This is a genomic window from Palleronia rufa (assembly GCF_000743715.1).
GTDB lineage: Bacteria > Pseudomonadota > Alphaproteobacteria > Rhodobacterales > Rhodobacteraceae > Palleronia > Palleronia rufa.
Genome location: NZ_JQEY01000005.1, coordinates 169,823 through 186,528 on the forward strand (window position 1 = coordinate 169,823; position 16,706 = coordinate 186,528).

Below are 16,706 nucleotides of genomic sequence, written 5' to 3' on the forward strand. Positions count from 1 at the left end.
GGACAACCGAAAGAGGCGTGATATGAACTGGATCTCCAACTACGTCCGGCCGAAGATCGGCTCGCTGTTCAACCGGCGCGAGGTGCCGGAGAACCTCTGGACGAAATGCGACGAATGCGGCTCCATGCTGTTCCACCGGGAATTGGCGGAGAACCAGAACGTCTGCACCCAGTGCGGCAACCACATGCCGATCACGCCGCGCGCACGGTTCCGGGCGCTGTTCGACGGCGGCGCTTTCACCGAGATCCCGGTAACCGCGCCGACCCCCGATCCGCTGCAATTCCGCGACCAGAAGAAGTATCCCGACCGGTTGCGCGCCGCCCAGCGCGAGACCGGCGAGAAAGAGGCCATGCTGGTCGTCCAGGGTGAGATCGGCCGCGTGCCGGTGGTCGCGGCGGGGCAGGATTTCACCTTCATGGCGGGGTCCATGGGCATGTACGTGGGCAACGCCATCCTGGCCGCGGCGACCCGCGCGGTCGAGCGTCGCTGCCCGCTGGTGCTGTTCTCCGCCGCCGGGGGCGCGCGGATGCAGGAGGGGATCCTGAGCCTGATGCAGATGCCGCGCACCACGGTCGCGGTGGAAATGCTGAAAGAGGCGGGCCTGCCCTATATCGTGATCCTGACCCATCCCACCACCGGCGGCGTCACGGCGTCCTACGCGATGCTGGGCGATGTGCACATCGCCGAGCCGGGCGCGCTGATCTGTTTCGCCGGACCGCGCGTGATCGAGCAGACCATCCGCGAGAAGCTTCCCGAGGGGTTCCAGCGCGCGGAGTACCTGCTCGATCACGGAATGCTCGACCGCGTGACCGACCGTCGCCACCAGCGCGAGGAGCTGACCGTGATCCTGCGGATGCTCCTGGGACTGGATCCCGCCGTGCAGGCCGATCTTCCCCCGCCGGTGCTGTCCAATGCCGCCGCGGTCGCCACGCAGCCCGCCGCAAGCGCCGAGCGCTGAGGCGATGAATGCGGTTTCCGCCGCGACCGCGGCGGGTGTCGGCAAGGGGTCGGTCCGGCGCGTCGACGGGCAAAGGGACGCGTCGGGCGCCGCGATCCGGGAGTCCGCCGTTGCCACGTCTGTTGCGGGATTGCGGCCGTTGAAGGGGCACGCCGGGGCGGTCCGCGGATCGGGCGCAACCGCGTCCGCCCGCGCCGCCGGCCTCGCCCATTGCCGGGACCGGAGCACCGCAACCGTCATGTCCGCCTCCCCAGGCCGGCCGGAATGAGCGGGTCCGACGCGATCCTGGCGCGCCTCATGGCGCTGCACCCAAAGATCATCGACCTGTCGCTGGATCGGATGCACCGGATCCTGTCCGCTCTGGGCAACCCCCAGGACCGCCTGCCGCCGGTGGTCCATATCGCCGGAACCAACGGCAAGGGGTCCACGCTGGCGATGATCCGCGCCGGGCTGGAGGCGCGCGGAGAGCGCGTCCATGCCTACACCTCGCCGCATCTCGCGCGGTTCCACGAACGTATCCGCCTGGCGGGCGATCTGGTCGGCGAGGACGCGCTTTCGGCCTTGCTCGACGAATGCGAGACCGCAAATGGCGGCCGGCCGATCACCTTCTTCGAGATCACGACCGCCGCGGCGTTCCTGGCCTTTTCGCGGGTGCCTGCCGACCATGCGCTGCTCGAAGTCGGACTTGGCGGGCGGCTCGACGCGACCAATGTCGTGACGCCGAAGCTGAGCGTCATCACGCCCGTGTCCATCGACCATCAGCAGTACCTGGGCGACACGCTGCCGGAAATCGCGGGCGAGAAGGCCGGCATCCTGAAGCGCGGCGTTCACTGCATCGTCGGTCCCCAGGACGATGCGGCGTTGGAGGTGATCGAGGCCCGCGCCGCGCGTCTGGGGGCGCCGCTTCTGGCCCACGGCCAGCACTGGCACGTCACCACCGAACGCGGCCGGCTGGTGTTCCAGGACGACACCGGCCTGCTGGATCTGGCGCTGCCGGTGCTGCCCGGCGCGCATCAGGTGACGAACGCCGGCATCGCCCTGGCCGCCCTGCGGCAGCTTGGCGCCGACGATGCCACCTGCCAGGCGGCCCTTCGCGACGCGATCTGGCCCGCGCGGATGCAGCGCCTGACCCGCGGACCGGTGGTCGATGCCGCGCCCGCGGCCGAGATCTATCTCGACGGCGGCCACAACCCCGCGGCCGGAATCGCCATCGCCGCAACGCTCGGCGCCCTGCCGCGGCGCCCGACGCATCTGGTCTGCGGGATGCTCGCCACGAAGGACGTGGAGGGCTTTCTGCGGCCGCTCGCCGGTCACGCGATCAGCCTGACCGCCGTGCCGATCCCGGGTGAGGCGAACACGCTCTCCGCCGCCGAGACCGCCGCCGCGGCGGCCCGCGTGTCCCTGCCTGCCTTGACCGCCGACACCGCCCGCGACGCCGTGCGCCTTATCGCGGCCCACAGCCCGCAGGCGCGCATCCTGATCTGCGGCTCTCTCTATCTTGCAGGCCGGATCCTGCAGGAGAACGGCTGACCCGGCGCGGTTCCTGCCGCCACGCCGCGTTCCGGCCCCGTAGGCCTCGCGCTGCCAACGCCCTGTCCGCCATCGACCTGCCCCTCGCGCCAGCAACCCGCGTCGGGCCCGATAGCTTTCAGGCACAGTTCGGCCCCCCGGCCGGCGGCGAACGGACGGCGCGCGTCGATCGCTCGGCGGCCTTCGGCCATAGCATGGCTACCGATTTGGGGCCCCGGGCCGCCGGGCAACCGAAGCACACCTTCCGCATCCCGGTGTCCCGGACAACGTCGGCACGCGGCTATGCCCAGGCTCGGCGGATCAGCGCGTCAGCCGCCCGCGGCTTCCCAGTCCCGGGATTGCATTTCCCTCAGACGCGATGCCGTGCGCTCGAATTCGAAACTGCCCGACCCCTCGACATAGAGGGATTCCGGCAGGTCGGCTGCGGACATGACCAGCCGCAGCCGGGCCTCATAGACCGCGTCCACCAGCGTGACGAACCGTTTTGCCTCGTTGTAGTTCTCCGAACCCAGCCGCGGCACGTCCTCCAGCATCAGCACCTTGATCCGCTCTGCCAGCGCCAGGTAGTCGGCGGCCCCGAGCGGCCGCCCGCAGAGATCCCAGAACCCCGAGCGGGCCACTCCGTTGGCGTAGCGGCTGACCTCGACCCGCCGGCCGGAGACCTCGAAACGCAGCGGCTCGCCGTCTGCGCCGCCGGTCAGCCGCGTCCAGAGCGCGTCCATGGCCTGCCGTGCGGTGGCATCGGCGGGGGTGAAGTAGACGTCGGATCCGGCGATCCGGTCCTGCCGCCAGTCGCGCGGGGAGGAAAGTTCCACAACCTCCATCCGCTCTTGCAGGAGCGCGATGAACGGCAGGAACAGGTTGCGGTTCAGCCCGTCCTTGTAGAGATCGCGCGGCGGCCGGTTGGAGGTCGTGACCACCGCCACGCCCCCCTCGAACAGCCGCTCGAACAGGCGGCCGACGATCATCGCGTCGGTGATGTCGCCGATCTGCATCTCGTCCAGGCAGAGCAGCCGCAGCCCGTCCGCGATCCCGTCGGCCACGGGCTTGATGGCGTCGTCCACGCCGGTCTTGCGCGCCCGTCCGATGCCGGCGTGGACCTCCTGCATGAAGGCATGGAAATGAACCCGGCGCTGCCCTCCCTCGACGGCCACGTTGCCGTGGAAGAGATCCATCAGCATCGACTTGCCGCGCCCGACGCCCCCCCAGAGATAGATGCCCTTCGGCCCCCCCCTGGCCTTGCGGCCGAACATGCCCTTTCGGGGCGGTTTCTCGGCCAGCGCGCGGGCCAGGCGCGTGAATTCGGGCAGGACCTTTTCCTGCGCGGGATCGGGTTCGATCCGGCCGGCCCCGGTCTCCTCGGCGTAGATGTCTTCGAAACGCTCCATGGCGGGCCGGATACGCTGCTGCGGGTCGGGTGAAAAGCCCGCAACCGGACAGGTGCGGACGCCGCTGGACCCGGAGGCCCCGGCGCCCTAGATCTGCGCCATGGACTGGACGCTGTTCTTCATCTTTCTGCTGGCCTGCGCGGGTGCCGCGACCACCGGCGCCATGTTCAAGCCGGGAGAGTGGTACGACAGCCTTGAAAAACCGTCATGGACCCCGCCGAACTGGGCGTTCCCGGTGGTCTGGACAACGCTCTACATCTGCATCGCATGGGGGGCGTCGCGCGCCGCGCCGCTGGACGACAGCGGCAGGGCCATGGCGATCTTTGCCGTGCAGATCGCCTTCAACACGCTCTGGACGCCGATCTTCTTCGGTCTCCACAGGATGCTGGGCGGGCTTGCGATCATCGGCATCCTGTGGATCGCCGTCGCGGCGACCCTGTGGGAGTTCCTGATGCTCGACCTTCTGGCGGGATTGCTTTTCGTTCCGTACCTGCTCTGGGTCAGCACCGCATTCGCGCTCAATCTCTCGGTCTGGCGACTCAATCGCCGCCGTCCGGTCACGGCCTGACGACGGCGGGCCAGCCCGCCCGGCGCGGAACCCGGACCGCAAGCATCGGCATCAGCCAGGGCCCCCTGAAGCGGTCGAGGTCGAGCGCCTCGTGGACGCCCGTGGTCTCCTGGCCCTCTACCGTGGTGCGTACCATGGATCGCGCGTAGAACGGCGCGTCGAGCATCGCCCTGACCTGGCGCGGCGTGGTGCCCGCATCGCCGCGGGTTTCGCGCCGGACCGCCCAGAACGACCGGCGCATGGGCTGTCTTGGCGGCGGTGCCATCCGCGACAGCGCGCCATCCGGCTGGACCAGAATGCCCGTGGCCAGCGACGTGCCATCGCGCCGGGTGGCATCGTAGAAACAGGCGGCTCCCCGTGCGACCGGATAGCGGCCCCACGTCCAGTAGGAAAAGTCCGCCTCCAGCGCGCGGGTGCCGAAATTGGCGTCGAAATAGCCGTGGCCGGACCATTGCCCGCGCCGGCCCAGATCGACCTCTATCCGGCTGATTGGCGCGAAGGGGCGCCAGACATGGGCGCCGTCCGCCGTCAGCAGAAGTTCCTCTTCCGTGATGGCCGATGGTGTGACGGTGATCCGTCCCCGCATCCGCCCCACCAGCGGCAGGGATGAGATTTCATCGACGTCGATCACCAGCCGGTCGCCTTGCCACGTCATCGAGGACGGCCCGACGCGCAGCCGGTCGGGATCGGTGTCCAGCGCCGCGCGGCCCCGGTCTGTCATGGCGAACCGGCCGCCGGCCCCGTAGGTGGCCACGTTGATGCAGCAGTGGTTCGCGGGGTCGCGCCGCCCCGACCAGCGGTACCAGGGCGAAAAGACCGACCCTATGAACCCGATGACCGAAACGGCGCGCGATCCGTCGTCGCTGATCCCGTCGACATACCACCAGGCGTAGCCGTCCGGCGGAACGTCGATGTCGAAGTTCGGTCGCTGATGATCGCCTCGGCCGCGTGCCGTCCTGAGAGTGCCGCCATCGGCACTCCCGGTCCGGGATGCACCCCGCCCCCCGCCAGGTAGAGCCCGGGTATCCGCGTCCGCGCGCCCGGTCTCTGGAATGTCGCCATGCTCCCCCGCGGGGATCGCCCGTAGAGAGACCCGAGGCTGCCCGGAAACAGCGCCGCGAACCCTGCCGGCGTGGTGCGCGCCGCGGGCTTCGGTGGCTGCGCGAAGGAGAGGCCGCGTTCCGCCAAAAGCGCGAAGGTCCGGTCGAAACATGGGCAGTGCTCCTGGGTGTCGGGCCGGTCCGGGGGCAGGGGGGCCGCGTTGACGATGGTCTCGAACCGCTCGATGGGCGGCGGTGTGCGGCCGGTGCCGCGATCCTGTGCGCAGATGTACACTGTTGGATCGACGGGAACGCCACCTGCCGAGAGGGGCGCGAACTCGGTTTCCGGATCGGCGCCGAATAGAACGTTGTGGTGGTGCAGGTCCCGGCCCGCGGGTGTGGCGGCAAAGGCCCAGACCTCTGCCGAAAGGCTGCGGGGCTCCGTTCCCGACGGCCGGACGGCGTCGCGCACGGCGGCGCCCAGCAGGCCGGTGCGCAACGCCCGGGGATCGCCGTTGAACACCACCCTGTCCGCGGGAACGCATGTGCCGTCCGACAGGATGACGCCCACGCCGGGCTCGATCCGCGCGACCGCCCGACCCAGCCGGATGCGTCCGCCCAGACGTTCCACCGCCTCTGCCATCGCGCCCGCCAGCGCGTGCATTCCGCCGGCCACGCGCCAGACGCCCTGCGCCTCTGCCTGGCAGACCAGGCCCAGCAGCGCCGGCACACGGTGCGGCATGCCGCCGACATAGGTGGCATAGCGGCCGAAGAGTTGCGCCAGACGCGGGTCGTCGAAGCGTCGGCCCAGATGCGCGGCAAGGCTGGAAAGCGGCGCCATGGCCCTGAGAAGCGCGGGATCGGCCGCGACACGCACGGCCAGCGCCGGCAGCGACGGCCGCGCGGCCCGCAGAACAGGCGCGTCGAAGGCACGGAACAGGCGGAGGGTCTCTTCGTGGAATCGGCGGAACTGCGCCGCCGCGCGCGTCCCGGAAAAGGCCGCGATCGCTTCGGCGCTGCGATCCGGATCGTCGAAGAGGTCGAGCGTACTGCCGTCGGGCCAGAAATGACGCGCCAGCACCGGCTCGCGCTCCAGCGTCGCGTGATCCTCCAGCCTCAGGCCCGCCTCGCGGAAGAGGTCGTCGAACACGCCCCGCAGGGTCAGGACGGTCGGGCCCGCGTCCACCGGACCGGCGGCGCTGGGAAGGGTGCGCATCTTGCCGCCGGGGGTGGCGGCGGCCTCGAAAACCTCTATGTCCTTACCGTGGCCCGACAGGTACAAGGCAGCCGAAAGCCCGCCCATGCCGCTGCCCACCACGATGATCCGTTCCGGCGCCATGGGCGGACGTTGACAGCCCTCCGGTCGTGTGTCCACAATAGTTTACAGTTGTTGTTTCAGCGGATTGACGGCCAGTATGACCACCCCCTTTTCCGACCGGATCGAGTCCGCCATAGACGTGGCTCTGAGGCGTGGTCAGGGCGGTGATGCGCCGGTCAAGCTGGGCGCCGCGTTGCACTATGCCTGCGCCCCTGGCGGCGCCAGGATCCGGCCAACGATACTGACCAGCGTGGCCCTGGCCTGCGGCGACGACCGCCCCGAGGTCACGGATGCGGCGGCCGCTGCGCTGGAGTTGATCCACTGCGCCAGCCTGGTTCACGACGATCTGCCCGCATTCGACGACGCCGACCTCAGACGCGGCAAGGCGAGCGTCCACCGTGCGTTCTCAGAGCCGCTTGCGCTGCTGGCCGGGGACAGCCTGATCGTGATGGCCTTCGATGTTCTGGCCCGCGCGGGCAACGCTGAGCCCACACGTGCCCTGTCACTGATCCGCCTTCTGGCGGCCCGGACGGGCATGCCAATGGGCATTTGCGCGGGACAGGGCTGGGAGAGCGAGCCGACCATCGATCTGGGTGCCTATCACCGCGCCAAGACCGGAGCGCTGTTCATCGCCGCGACGCAGATGGGCGCCGTCGCGTCCGGGCAGGACGCCGAGCCGTGGGAAGAGCTGGGCGCGCGTTTGGGAGAAGCTTTTCAGGTGGCCGACGATCTTCGCGACGCGGTGCTCGACCAGCGAGAAATGGGCAAGCCGGCGGGACAGGACCAGCGCCTGGGGCGGCCCAATGCGGTGGCGGAACTCGGGCTCGACGGTGCGGCGCGCCGGCTTGACGCGATCCTGTCGGGAGCCATCGCGTCGATCCCCTCCTGTCCGGGAGAGGCGATGCTGGCCGAGCTGGTGACGCAATACGCCCGCAAGCTGGCGCCGCGTTCCGCCACGCGCCAGAAGGGTGCCTGACACGCGCGCCGACTGGCGGGCGTGGCTGCTGCGCCGCGTCGCCGATCCCGCGTTCCAGTCCTGGGCGGCCCGGTTCCCGATCACCCGGCTTTTCGTGCGGCGCGATGGCGCACGGATCTTCGATCTGGTTTCCGGCTTTGCGCAGAGCCAGGCCCTGCGCGCGCTGGTCGAGCTGGGGGTTCTGGAGCGCCTGACCGACACGCCCCGGACTGCCGCCGACCTGGCGCGCGACCTGTCGCTGCCGCCTGACCGGATGGATCTGCTGCTGCGGGCCGGTGTCGCCATGGGCCTGCTTTCCCTGCGGCGGGACGGGTTCCGCACCACGATCCGCGGTGCTGCGCTGACCGGCGTGCCGGGGTTGGCAGAGATAATTCGCCACCACGACGTGCTCTACCGCGACTTGTCGGATCCCGTGGCCTTCCTGAAAGGCGACACCGCACCAGAGCTGGCACGGTTCTGGCCCTATGTCTTCGGCGGAAACGCGCCACCGGACGAGGCCGCGCGCTACTCCCGCCTCATGGCCGAAAGCCAGTCCATCGTGGCAGAGGATACGTTGGCGGCGGTGGATCTGTCGGATGTGTCGCACCTGATGGACGTGGGCGGCGGAACCGGAGCGTTTCTGTCCCATGCGCTGGCCGCACATCCGCACCTTCGGGCGACGCTGGTCGATCTTCCGGCGGTGCTGGACGCCGTTTCGCCGGACCTTGCCGCCCGCATCGCCCGCACGCCGCGCAATTTCCGCGAAGACTCCCTGCCCACGGGTGCGGATGCACTGTCGCTGGTGCGGGTGCTCTACGACCACGCCGACGACACTGTCGGCGCGCTTCTCAAGCGCTGCCATGCCGCGCTGCCAGATGGCGGGCGGATCGTGGTGTCGGAGCCGATGACCGGCGGCGCGTCGCCGCACCGGCCGGGCGACGTGTATTTCGCCTTTTACTGCGCGGCCATGGGCACGGGCCGCGCCCGGTCGGCCGGCCGTATCGCGGAGTTGCTGTCAGACGCGGGGTTCCACGACATCCGCATCCCACGGCCGCGCCGGGCCTTTGTGACGTCCGTGGTCACCGCAAGAAGATAAGCCGAAAGCTGTAAGCGTCAGTTGACAGATCAATGTGTCAGGTTAATCTGACACAGATGGCAACCGCGGGCGCGACTCGCAATCGCCACAGCGGGAGGGAAGCGGAATGACTTCAACCACAGCCGTCATCCTCGAAGGTCCGGGCGCGCTGGGTCTGGGGGATGTCGCGCTTGTCTCTCCGAAAGATGGCGATGTGGTGGTCGAGATCGCCTCTTCAGGGATTTCGACGGGCACCGAGAAGCTGTTTTGGACCGGCCGGATGCCACCCTTTCCAGGCATGGGTTATCCGCTCGTACCCGGCTACGAGAGCGTCGGGGAAGTGGTCGAGGCACGTCGCGGTTCAGGCCTCAAGGTCGGCGACACGGTCTTCGTGCCCGGGGCCGACTGCTACGAGGGCGTGCGCGGCCTTTTTGGCGGCGCCGCCCGGCGACTCGTGTCGGACGCAACGCGCCTGACACGCGTGGACGCGGGCCTGGGCGAAACCGGCGCGCTGCTGGCCCTGGCCGCGACCGCCCGGCACGCGATCGCCGGGTTGCGGGTCGATCTGCCGGATCTGATCGTCGGCCACGGCACGCTGGGACGGCTGCTGGCGCGGCTGACGGTCCTGGCCGGCGGCGCGCCCACGGTGTGGGAGATCGAGCCGTCCCGCATGGGCGGTGCCAAGGGCTACGAGGTCCGCCACCCCGACAGCGACGAGACCGTCGGATACGATACGATCTATGACGCCACCGGCCGGGCCGACCTGCTGCCGAGCCTGATCGGACGGCTGATCAAGGGTGGTGAGATCGTGCTGGCGGGGTTCTACGAGGACCCGATCTCGTTCGCCTTCCCGCCGGCTTTCATGAAGGAGGCGCGCCTTCGGATCGCCGCCGAGTGGACCCGGGACGATCTGAAGGTGACGCTGCGACTGGTGGAATCCGGGGCCCTGTCGCTCGACGGGCTGGTGACGCATCGCCGCCCGGCCGTTGCGGCGGCAGAGGCCTACGCGACGGCCTTCGACGATCCCGCCTGCCTCAAACTCATTCTGGACTGGAAGGACGTGGCATGAGCCTCGACGATCCAAGGGTTCCGAACCTCAAGGACTACGACGCCACCCTGAAGGAGGAGGCCGCCGAGCCGACGCTGCAGGTGCCGCAGGGTGAGCCGACCTCGAAATGCCAGATCATCGCGATCTACGGCAAAGGCGGCATCGGCAAGTCCTTCACTCTGGCCAACCTCAGCCACATGATGGCCGAGCAGGGCAAGCGGGTGCTGCTGATCGGTTGCGATCCGAAATCCGACACGACCAGCCTGCTGTTCGGCGGCAAGGCCTGTCCGACGATCATCGAGACCTCGACCCGCAAGAAGCTGGCCGGCGAAGAAGTGCAGATCGGCGACGTGTGCTTCAAGCGCGGCGGCGTCTTCGCCATGGAACTGGGCGGGCCGGAGGTGGGCCGCGGCTGCGGCGGGCGCGGCATCATCCACGGCTTCGAGCTGCTGGAAAAGCTGGGGTTCCACGACTGGGATTTCGACTATGTGCTGTTGGATTTCCTGGGCGACGTGGTCTGCGGCGGGTTCGGCCTGCCGATCGCGCGTGACATGGCGCAGAAGGTGATCCTGGTCGCGTCGAACGACCTGCAGTCGCTCTACGTGGCCAACAACGTCTGCTCGGCGGTGGAGTATTTCCGCAAGCTCGGGGGCAATGTCGGCGTCGCCGGGCTGGTTATCAACAAGGACGACCATTCGGGCGAGGCGCAGGCCTTTGCGAAGGCGGTGGAGATTCCGGTGCTGGCGTCGATCCCGGCGGATGACGATCTGCGCAAGAAATCCGCGAACTACCAGATCGTGGGGACAGCCAAGTCGCAATGGGGGGACCTGTTCTCCGGATTGGCCGCGGCGGTGTCGGCGTCGCAGCCCACACATCCCACGGCCCTGGATCAGGACGGGCTGCTCGCCCTCTTCGACGGCTCCGACACTGGCGAGGGCGTGGTGCTGGAGCCCGCGACGGACGCCGACATGCGCGGCAAGAAAAGCGCGCCGAAGGCGTCGCTCGAGGTGATCTACGACGAGGCGTGAGGTCGATCCGGCCGGGGGCCAGCCCCCCGGACCCCCCGGGATATTTCTTGAAAGATGAAAGAAGGCGAGGACTTATGACCGAACGGGCAGATCACGACGAGGCGGTCGAGACGATCCGGGACGACGCGCCCGGGGCCGCCGGGTCGAGCCCTGCCGATGGCTTGGGGTGTCACTCCGGCGCGGTGCGCATGGAAGCGGCGGCCCGTGCGGCGGGTGGATCGGAGATGCTGGACCGCTATGCGGCGGATTATCCCAAGGGCCCGCACGACCAGCCGCAGAGCATGTGCCCGGCTTTCGGGTCGTTGCGTGTCGGGCTGCGGATGCGGCGGGTGGCGACGGTACTCTCGGGGTCCGCCTGCTGCGTCTACGGGCTGACATTCGTGAGCCATTTCTACGGGGCGCGGCGGAGCGTGGGATATGTGCCCTTCAACTCCGAGACACTGGTCACGGGCAAGCTTTTCGAGGACATCCGCGAGAGCGTTCATGCCATGGCCGACCCGGAGCGCTATGATGCGATCGTGGTGACGAACCTGTGCGTACCCACGGCGAGCGGCGTGCCGCTGCGGCTGTTGCCGAAAGAAATCAACGGCGTGCGGATCATCGGGATCGACGTGCCGGGGTTCGGCATCCCCACCCACGCCGAGGCCAAGGACGTTCTGGCCGGTGCGATGCTGGCCTATGCGCGGGCCGAGGCAGAGGCCGGGCCGGTCGCGCGGCCTGTCGCGGGCATCGAGGACCGGCCGTCGCTGACGCTGCTGGGCGAGATGTTCCCGGCGGATCCGATGATGATCGGCGCGATGCTGGCGCCCATGGGGCTTGCCGCGGGGCCGGTGGTGCCGTGCCGGGAATGGCGCGAGCTCTACGCCGCGCTGGATTGCGGTGCGGTGGCGGCGGTGCATCCGTTCTATACTGCCGCGGTGCGCGAATTCGGGCGGGCCGGCCGGCCGGTTCTGGGCTCTGCGCCCGTCGGGCTGGAGGGCACGGAGGCGTGGCTGAGCGCCGTGGGTGAGACGTTCGGAGTGCCGCAGGGCGCTGTTTCCGCTTCGAAAAACGCCTTTCTTCCGGCGATCCGCGATGCGCTGGCCGGTGCCCGGATCGACGGGACGATCACCCTGTCGGGTTATGAGGGATCCGAGCTTCTGGTGGCGCGGCTGCTGATCGAGAGCGGGGCGGACGTGCCCTATGTCGGCACCGCCTGCCCGAAGACCGAGGCGGGGCGGATCGACCGCGAATGGCTGGAGGCCAAGGGCGTCAAGGTCGTGTTCCGCGCCAGCCTGGAGGACGATCTGGCGGCCCTGGACGGGGTGAAGCCGGATCTGGCCATCGGCACAACGCCCGTGGTCCAGAAGGCCAAAGAGCTTGGAATCCCTTCGCTTTATTTCACCAACCTGATCTCGGCCCGGCCGCTGATGGGGCCTGCGGGCGCGGGATCGCTGGCGCAGGTCGTCAACGCGGCCTTGGGCAACCGGGACCGGATGGCGCGGATGCGGGCCTTTTACGAAGGGGTCGGCACGGGCGACACGGCGGGGGTCTGGGAGGCCGATCCGAACGTCCAGCCGCAGTTCCGGGCGCAGAATCTCCAGAAGCTGGAGCGGCAGCAGAAGGCCGCGAAGGCGCAGGAGATGATCTGATGATGCGGAAAAACAGCCATGGGAAGTCCGTAGGACATCCGTATGAGTTCCGTAAGAGTTCCGCGGGCCTTGCGGAGGTCGCGCCATGCTGATTGCGGATCACGACCGGGCGGGCGGATACTGGGGCGCGGTCTATGCGTTCACCGCGATCAAGGGCCTGCAAGTGGTCATCGACGGCCCCGTGGGCTGCGAGAACCTGCCGGTCACATCCGTCCTGCACTACACCGACGGGCTGCCGCCGCATGAGCTGCCTATCGTCGTCACCGGCCTGTCCGAGGACGAGATGGGATCGGGCACGGAGGCGGCCATGAAGCGGGCCTGGGATACGCTGGACCCGGCGCTGCCGGCGGTGGTGGTCACGGGATCCATCGCCGAGATGATCGGCGGCGGCGTGACGCCGCAGGGCACCAGCATCCAGCGCTTCCTGCCGCGCACCATCGACGAGGACCAGTGGCAGGCCGCCGACCGCGCGATGACCTGGCTGTTCACCGAATGGGGCCAGACCAAGGGCCGGATGCCGCCCGAGAAGAAGCGCGAGGACGGCGCGGCCCCCCGGGTCAACATCCTGGGGCCGATGTACGGCGTGTTCAACATGGCCAGCGATCTCCATGAGATCCGGCGGCTGGTCGAGGGCATCGGCGCCGAGGTCAACATGGTCATGCCGCTGGGCGCGCATCTGTCCCAGATGCGGGGTCTGGTGAACGCGGACGTCAACATCTGCCTCTACCGCGAGTTCGGACGCGGCCTCTGCGAGGTGCTGGGCAAGCCCTATCTCCAGGCGCCGGTGGGGGTCGAGAGCACCACCAAGTTCCTGCGCACGCTGGGAGAGCTGCTGGATCTGGACCCCGAGCCGTTCATCGCGCGCGAGAAACATTCGACGCTGAAGCCGGTGTGGGATCTGTGGCGCTCGGTCACGCAGGACTTCTTTGCCACCGCCGAGTTCGGCATCGTCGGCACGGAGACCTACGCCCGCGGCATCCGCCACTACCTGGAGGACGAGCTGGGCTTTCCCTGCGCCTTCGCCGTGGCGCGGACGGCCGGGAAGAAGACCGACAACGACGAGGTCCGGCGCCTGATCCACGACAGGCGGCCGCTGATCCTGATGGGGTCGATCAACGAGAAGATGTACCTGGCGGAGACGCGCGGCGGCCACGGGCCGCAGCCGACGTTCATCACCGCGAGCTTTCCGGGCGGCGCGATCCGCCGGGCCACGGGCACGCCCTTCATGGGCTACGCGGGGGCGACGTATCTGTTGCAGGAGGTCTGCAACGGGCTTTTCGACGCGCTGTTCCACATCCTGCCCCTGGGATCGGAGATGGACGCCGCGCAGGCCACGCCGGCGACGCTGCGCCGCGACCTGCCGTGGGAGCCGGAGGCGCAGGCCGAGCTGGACCGGATCGTGGCCGAGCACCCGGTCCTGACACGCATTTCCGCCGCCCGTCGCCTGCGCGACGCGGCAGAGAAGGAAACGCTCAGCCGCGGCGACGCGGCGGTGGGCAGAGAGACCGTGCGGGCGCTTGGCCCGGCACGCAACGCATCCAGAGAGGAGGGCGACACATGACCGACATGACCAACCAGGGGGCGATGGTTCCCGAGCGGTCCCGTTCCGGGCTGAAGACCGAGTTCGCGATCTACTTCGCGATCATCTTCGCGGCCACGGTGCCGCTGGCCTGCCTGACCTGGACGCTGACGCTGATCCGTTCGGGCCGCGTCCCCGCGCGCGGACCGATCGCGCGGGCCTGGTCCCAGGCGCGCATCATCACGCCGATGATCTTCGCGGCGTGACGACAGAATTCCTCCGGCGGCCCCAGGGCCATCGGGCGAAGTCCGGCAACAGCCGGAACCCGGCCGCGGGGCCCCGCGGCGTCAGCTTGACCCTCAAGGAGAGTTAAATGGCTGATAGAACCGATCTGTCTTTCACAGGTCTTACCGACGAGCAGGCGCAGGAACTGCACTCCGTCTACATGAGCGGGCTTTGGCTGTTCTCGGCCGTTGCCGTCCTCGCTCATCTGGCGGTGTTCATCTGGCGCCCGTGGTTCTGAAGGGGATCTGAGACATGGCAAAGTTCTACAAGATCTGGCTGGTGTTCGACCCGCGCCGCGTCTTCGTGGCCCAGGGCGTGTTCCTGTTCCTGCTGGCGGCGATGATCCACCTCGTCCTGCTCAGCACGGACCGGTACAACTGGTTCGAGAGCGCGGCGGCCAAATACGGCACCGAAGACGTCGTCATCGCCGAGTGACCTGACCGAAGCGACATCGCGCCGGGCGGGTCCGCCTGCCCGACGCCATCCTGACCGAAACGACGGCGACCCGCCGCCACAGACGGAGAAGCAAGATGGCATTGCTCAGCTTCGAACGAAAATACCGCGTGCCGGGGGGCACGCTCATCGGCGGCGACCTGTTCGATTTCTGGGTCGGACCGTTCTTCGTGGGGTTCTTCGGGATCACCACCGTGTTCTTCGCCGGGCTCGGCACGATCCTGGTGTTCTATACCGCCGCGATCCAGGGGGTCTGGAACCCCTGGCTGATTTCCATCAACCCGCCGCCCCTGTCCATGGGGCTGGGCGCCGCACCGCTCCAGATGGGCGGGCTGTGGCAGATCATCACCATCTGCGCGCTGGGCGCGTTCCTGTCCTGGATGATGCGAGAGGTCGAGATCTGCCGCAAGCTGGGCATCGGCTACCATGTGCCGGTGGCCTTCGGCGTGGCGATCTTCGCCTATTTCACGCTGCAGGTGATCCGGCCGGTGCTGATGGGCGCCTGGGGTCACGCGTTCCCCTACGGGATCTGGAGCCACCTGGATTGGGTGAGCTACACCGGCTATCTCTACGGCAACTTCCACTACAACCCGGCGCATATGCTGGCGGTGTCGCTGTTCTTCACCACCACCCTGGCGCTGGCGCTCCACGGCTCTTTGATCCTGTCGGCGGCCAACCCCGAGAAGGGCGAGACGATGAAGAGCCCGGATCACGAGGACACGTTCTTTCGCGACTTCATCGGCTATTCGATCGGGCCGATGGGCATCCACCGGCTGGGCTACCTGCTGGCGATCAACGCCGGGTTCTGGAGCGCGGTCTGCATCGTGATCTCGGGGACGATCTGGTTCGACCAGTGGGTCGTCTGGTGGGATTGGTATCTGAACCTGCCCTGGTGGGCGGATCTGTGAGGAGGACCTGAGATGGCACAGTATCAGAACATCTTTACGCAGGTGCAGGTCCAGGGCCCGCCAGAGATCGGCATGGCCCCGGAGGGCATGGATCTGCGCGACCGCAGCGCCGGCATCGGCTTCAGCCAGCTTCTGGGCTGGCTGGGCAACGCGCAGCTGGGTCCGATCTACCTGGGGCCGTTCGGGGTGCTCAGCTTCATCACCGGGGGTCTGTGGTTCTTTCTGGTGGGCATCTCGTTCTGGGTGCAGGTCGGCTTCAACCCGGCGATCTTCGTGCGCGACCTCTTCTACCTGGCGCTGGAGCCGCCCGCGCCCGAATACGGCCTGGGCTTCGCGCCGCTTTGGGACGGAGGGCTGTGGATCATCGCCTCCGCCCTCCTGCTGGTGGCGGTCCTGTCCTGGCTGGCGCGAAGCTGGCAGCTGGCCGCACAGCTCAAGATGGGCAAGCACGTGTTCTGGGCGTTCTCCAGCGCGGTGTGGCTGTTCCTGGTGCTGGGTCTGATCCGGCCGATCCTCATGGGGTCGTGGTCCGAGGCGGTGCCCTACGGCATCTTCCCGCATCTCGACTGGACGAACCTCTTCTCGCTCACCTACGGGAACCTGTTCTACAACCCGTTCCACGCGCTCAGCATCGTGTTCCTCTACGGCTCGGTCCTGCTCTTCGCGATGCACGGCGGCACCATCCTGGCCGTCTCCCGCTACGGCGGCGACCGGGAGCTTGACCAGATCCACGACCGTGGCACCGCGTCCGAGCGGGCGGGGCTGTTCTGGCGCTGGACCATGGGCTTCAACGCCACGATGGAGGGCATCCACCGCTGGGCCTGGTGGTTCGCGGTGCTGACCACGCTGACCGGCGGGATCGGGATCCTGCTAACCGGCACGGTGGTGGACAACTGGTTCCTGTGGGCACAGGACCACGGCTACGGCGCGCAGAACAACTACGTTCCCGCCCGCACGCCCGATGAGTTCGTCATCTACAGCCCGCCGACCATGGAGTGATCA

17 protein-coding genes are annotated in these 16,706 nt (G+C 68.5%); 14 read left to right on the forward strand and 3 right to left on the reverse strand.

Annotated features, from left to right (window positions below):
• The first annotated feature begins 22 nt into the window (after positions 1-22).
• Both accD and KW83_RS09385 read left to right on the forward strand, forming a co-directional pair.
• The gene (gene accD, locus KW83_RS09380) at positions 23-958 is read left to right on the forward strand and encodes an acetyl-CoA carboxylase, carboxyltransferase subunit beta (protein ID WP_036177746.1); all 936 of its coding nucleotides are present in this window, start codon (positions 23-25) and stop codon (positions 956-958) included.
• 264 nt (positions 959-1,222) lie between these two features.
• Positions 1,223-2,488 (forward strand): bifunctional folylpolyglutamate synthase/dihydrofolate synthase, encoded by a 1,266-nt coding sequence (locus KW83_RS09385; protein ID WP_036177748.1) that lies wholly within the window; start codon positions 1,223-1,225, stop codon positions 2,486-2,488.
• A 308-nt stretch (positions 2,489-2,796) separates the two neighbouring features.
• Here the strand turns inward: KW83_RS09385 and zapE are convergent, their stop codons facing one another.
• Positions 2,797-3,876, reverse strand: a complete 1,080-nt coding sequence (gene zapE, locus KW83_RS09390; protein WP_051928401.1) for a cell division protein ZapE — start codon at positions 3,874-3,876, stop codon at positions 2,797-2,799.
• A gap of 100 nt (positions 3,877-3,976) precedes the next feature.
• Between zapE and tspO the strand changes: the two genes are divergently transcribed.
• Entirely contained in the window at positions 3,977-4,444 is a 468-nt protein-coding gene (tspO, locus tag KW83_RS09395; protein WP_036177750.1) for a tryptophan-rich sensory protein TspO, read from the forward strand.
• Here the strand turns inward: tspO and crtC are convergent.
• Both crtC and crtD read right to left on the reverse strand, forming a co-directional pair.
• Positions 4,434-5,312 (reverse strand): carotenoid 1,2-hydratase, encoded by an 879-nt coding sequence (gene crtC / locus KW83_RS09400; protein WP_036177874.1) that lies wholly within the window; start codon positions 5,310-5,312, stop codon positions 4,434-4,436. The two genes, tspO and crtC, sit on opposite strands and share 11 nt — an antisense overlap.
• Positions 5,267-6,823, reverse strand: a complete 1,557-nt coding sequence (gene crtD / locus KW83_RS09405) for a 1-hydroxycarotenoid 3,4-desaturase CrtD (protein WP_036177752.1) — start codon at positions 6,821-6,823, stop codon at positions 5,267-5,269. Before crtD ends, crtC begins: the two co-directional genes overlap by 46 nt.
• 76 nt (positions 6,824-6,899) lie before the next feature.
• Here crtD and KW83_RS09410 point away from each other — a divergent pair, with 76 nt between their 5' ends.
• From KW83_RS09410 to pufM, 11 genes are all read left to right on the forward strand, one after another.
• On the forward strand, positions 6,900-7,778 hold the full coding sequence (locus tag KW83_RS09410; RefSeq protein WP_036177754.1) for a polyprenyl synthetase family protein: 879 nt from the start codon (positions 6,900-6,902) through the stop codon (positions 7,776-7,778).
• Positions 7,771-8,853: a methyltransferase gene (locus KW83_RS09415; protein ID WP_036177756.1), complete on the forward strand. Its 1,083-nt coding sequence runs from the start codon at positions 7,771-7,773 to the stop codon at positions 8,851-8,853. Before KW83_RS09410 ends, KW83_RS09415 begins: the two co-directional genes overlap by 8 nt.
• Positions 8,854-8,959: 106 nt before the next feature.
• Positions 8,960-9,901, forward strand: a complete 942-nt coding sequence (bchC, locus tag KW83_RS09420; protein WP_036177758.1) for a chlorophyll synthesis pathway protein BchC — start codon at positions 8,960-8,962, stop codon at positions 9,899-9,901.
• A complete protein-coding gene (locus KW83_RS09425) occupies positions 9,898-10,908 on the forward strand; it encodes a chlorophyllide a reductase iron protein subunit X (RefSeq protein ID WP_036177760.1) in 1,011 nt (336 codons plus the stop codon). The genes bchC and KW83_RS09425 overlap by 4 nt, the downstream gene beginning before the upstream one ends.
• A 74-nt stretch (positions 10,909-10,982) precedes the next feature.
• Positions 10,983-12,539 carry a chlorophyllide a reductase subunit Y gene (gene bchY / locus KW83_RS09430; RefSeq protein WP_036177762.1) on the forward strand — a complete coding sequence of 519 codons (1,557 nt, stop codon included), beginning with the start codon at positions 10,983-10,985 and terminating at the stop codon, positions 12,537-12,539.
• An 85-nt stretch (positions 12,540-12,624) separates the two neighbouring features.
• Positions 12,625-14,100, forward strand: coding sequence for a chlorophyllide a reductase subunit Z (gene bchZ, locus KW83_RS09435; protein WP_036177764.1), 1,476 nt, complete (start codon positions 12,625-12,627; stop codon positions 14,098-14,100).
• Complete coding sequence (gene pufQ / locus KW83_RS09440; RefSeq protein ID WP_036177766.1) at positions 14,097-14,324, forward strand: cytochrome PufQ; 228 nt, start codon at positions 14,097-14,099, stop codon at positions 14,322-14,324. The genes bchZ and pufQ overlap by 4 nt, the downstream gene beginning before the upstream one ends.
• Positions 14,325-14,431: 107 nt before the next feature.
• The gene (pufB, locus tag KW83_RS09445) at positions 14,432-14,581 is read left to right on the forward strand and encodes a light-harvesting antenna LH1, beta subunit (protein ID WP_036177768.1); all 150 of its coding nucleotides are present in this window, start codon (positions 14,432-14,434) and stop codon (positions 14,579-14,581) included.
• A 14-nt stretch (positions 14,582-14,595) separates the two neighbouring features.
• Positions 14,596-14,778, forward strand: coding sequence for a light-harvesting antenna LH1, alpha subunit (gene pufA, locus KW83_RS09450; RefSeq protein ID WP_036177770.1), 183 nt, complete (start codon positions 14,596-14,598; stop codon positions 14,776-14,778).
• A gap of 95 nt (positions 14,779-14,873) precedes the next feature.
• Complete coding sequence (gene pufL / locus KW83_RS09455; RefSeq protein ID WP_036177772.1) at positions 14,874-15,704, forward strand: photosynthetic reaction center subunit L; 831 nt, start codon at positions 14,874-14,876, stop codon at positions 15,702-15,704.
• A 12-nt stretch (positions 15,705-15,716) separates the two neighbouring features.
• Entirely contained in the window at positions 15,717-16,703 is a 987-nt protein-coding gene (gene pufM, locus KW83_RS09460) for a photosynthetic reaction center subunit M (protein WP_081904541.1), read from the forward strand.
• Positions 16,704-16,706: the final 3 nt, after the last annotated feature.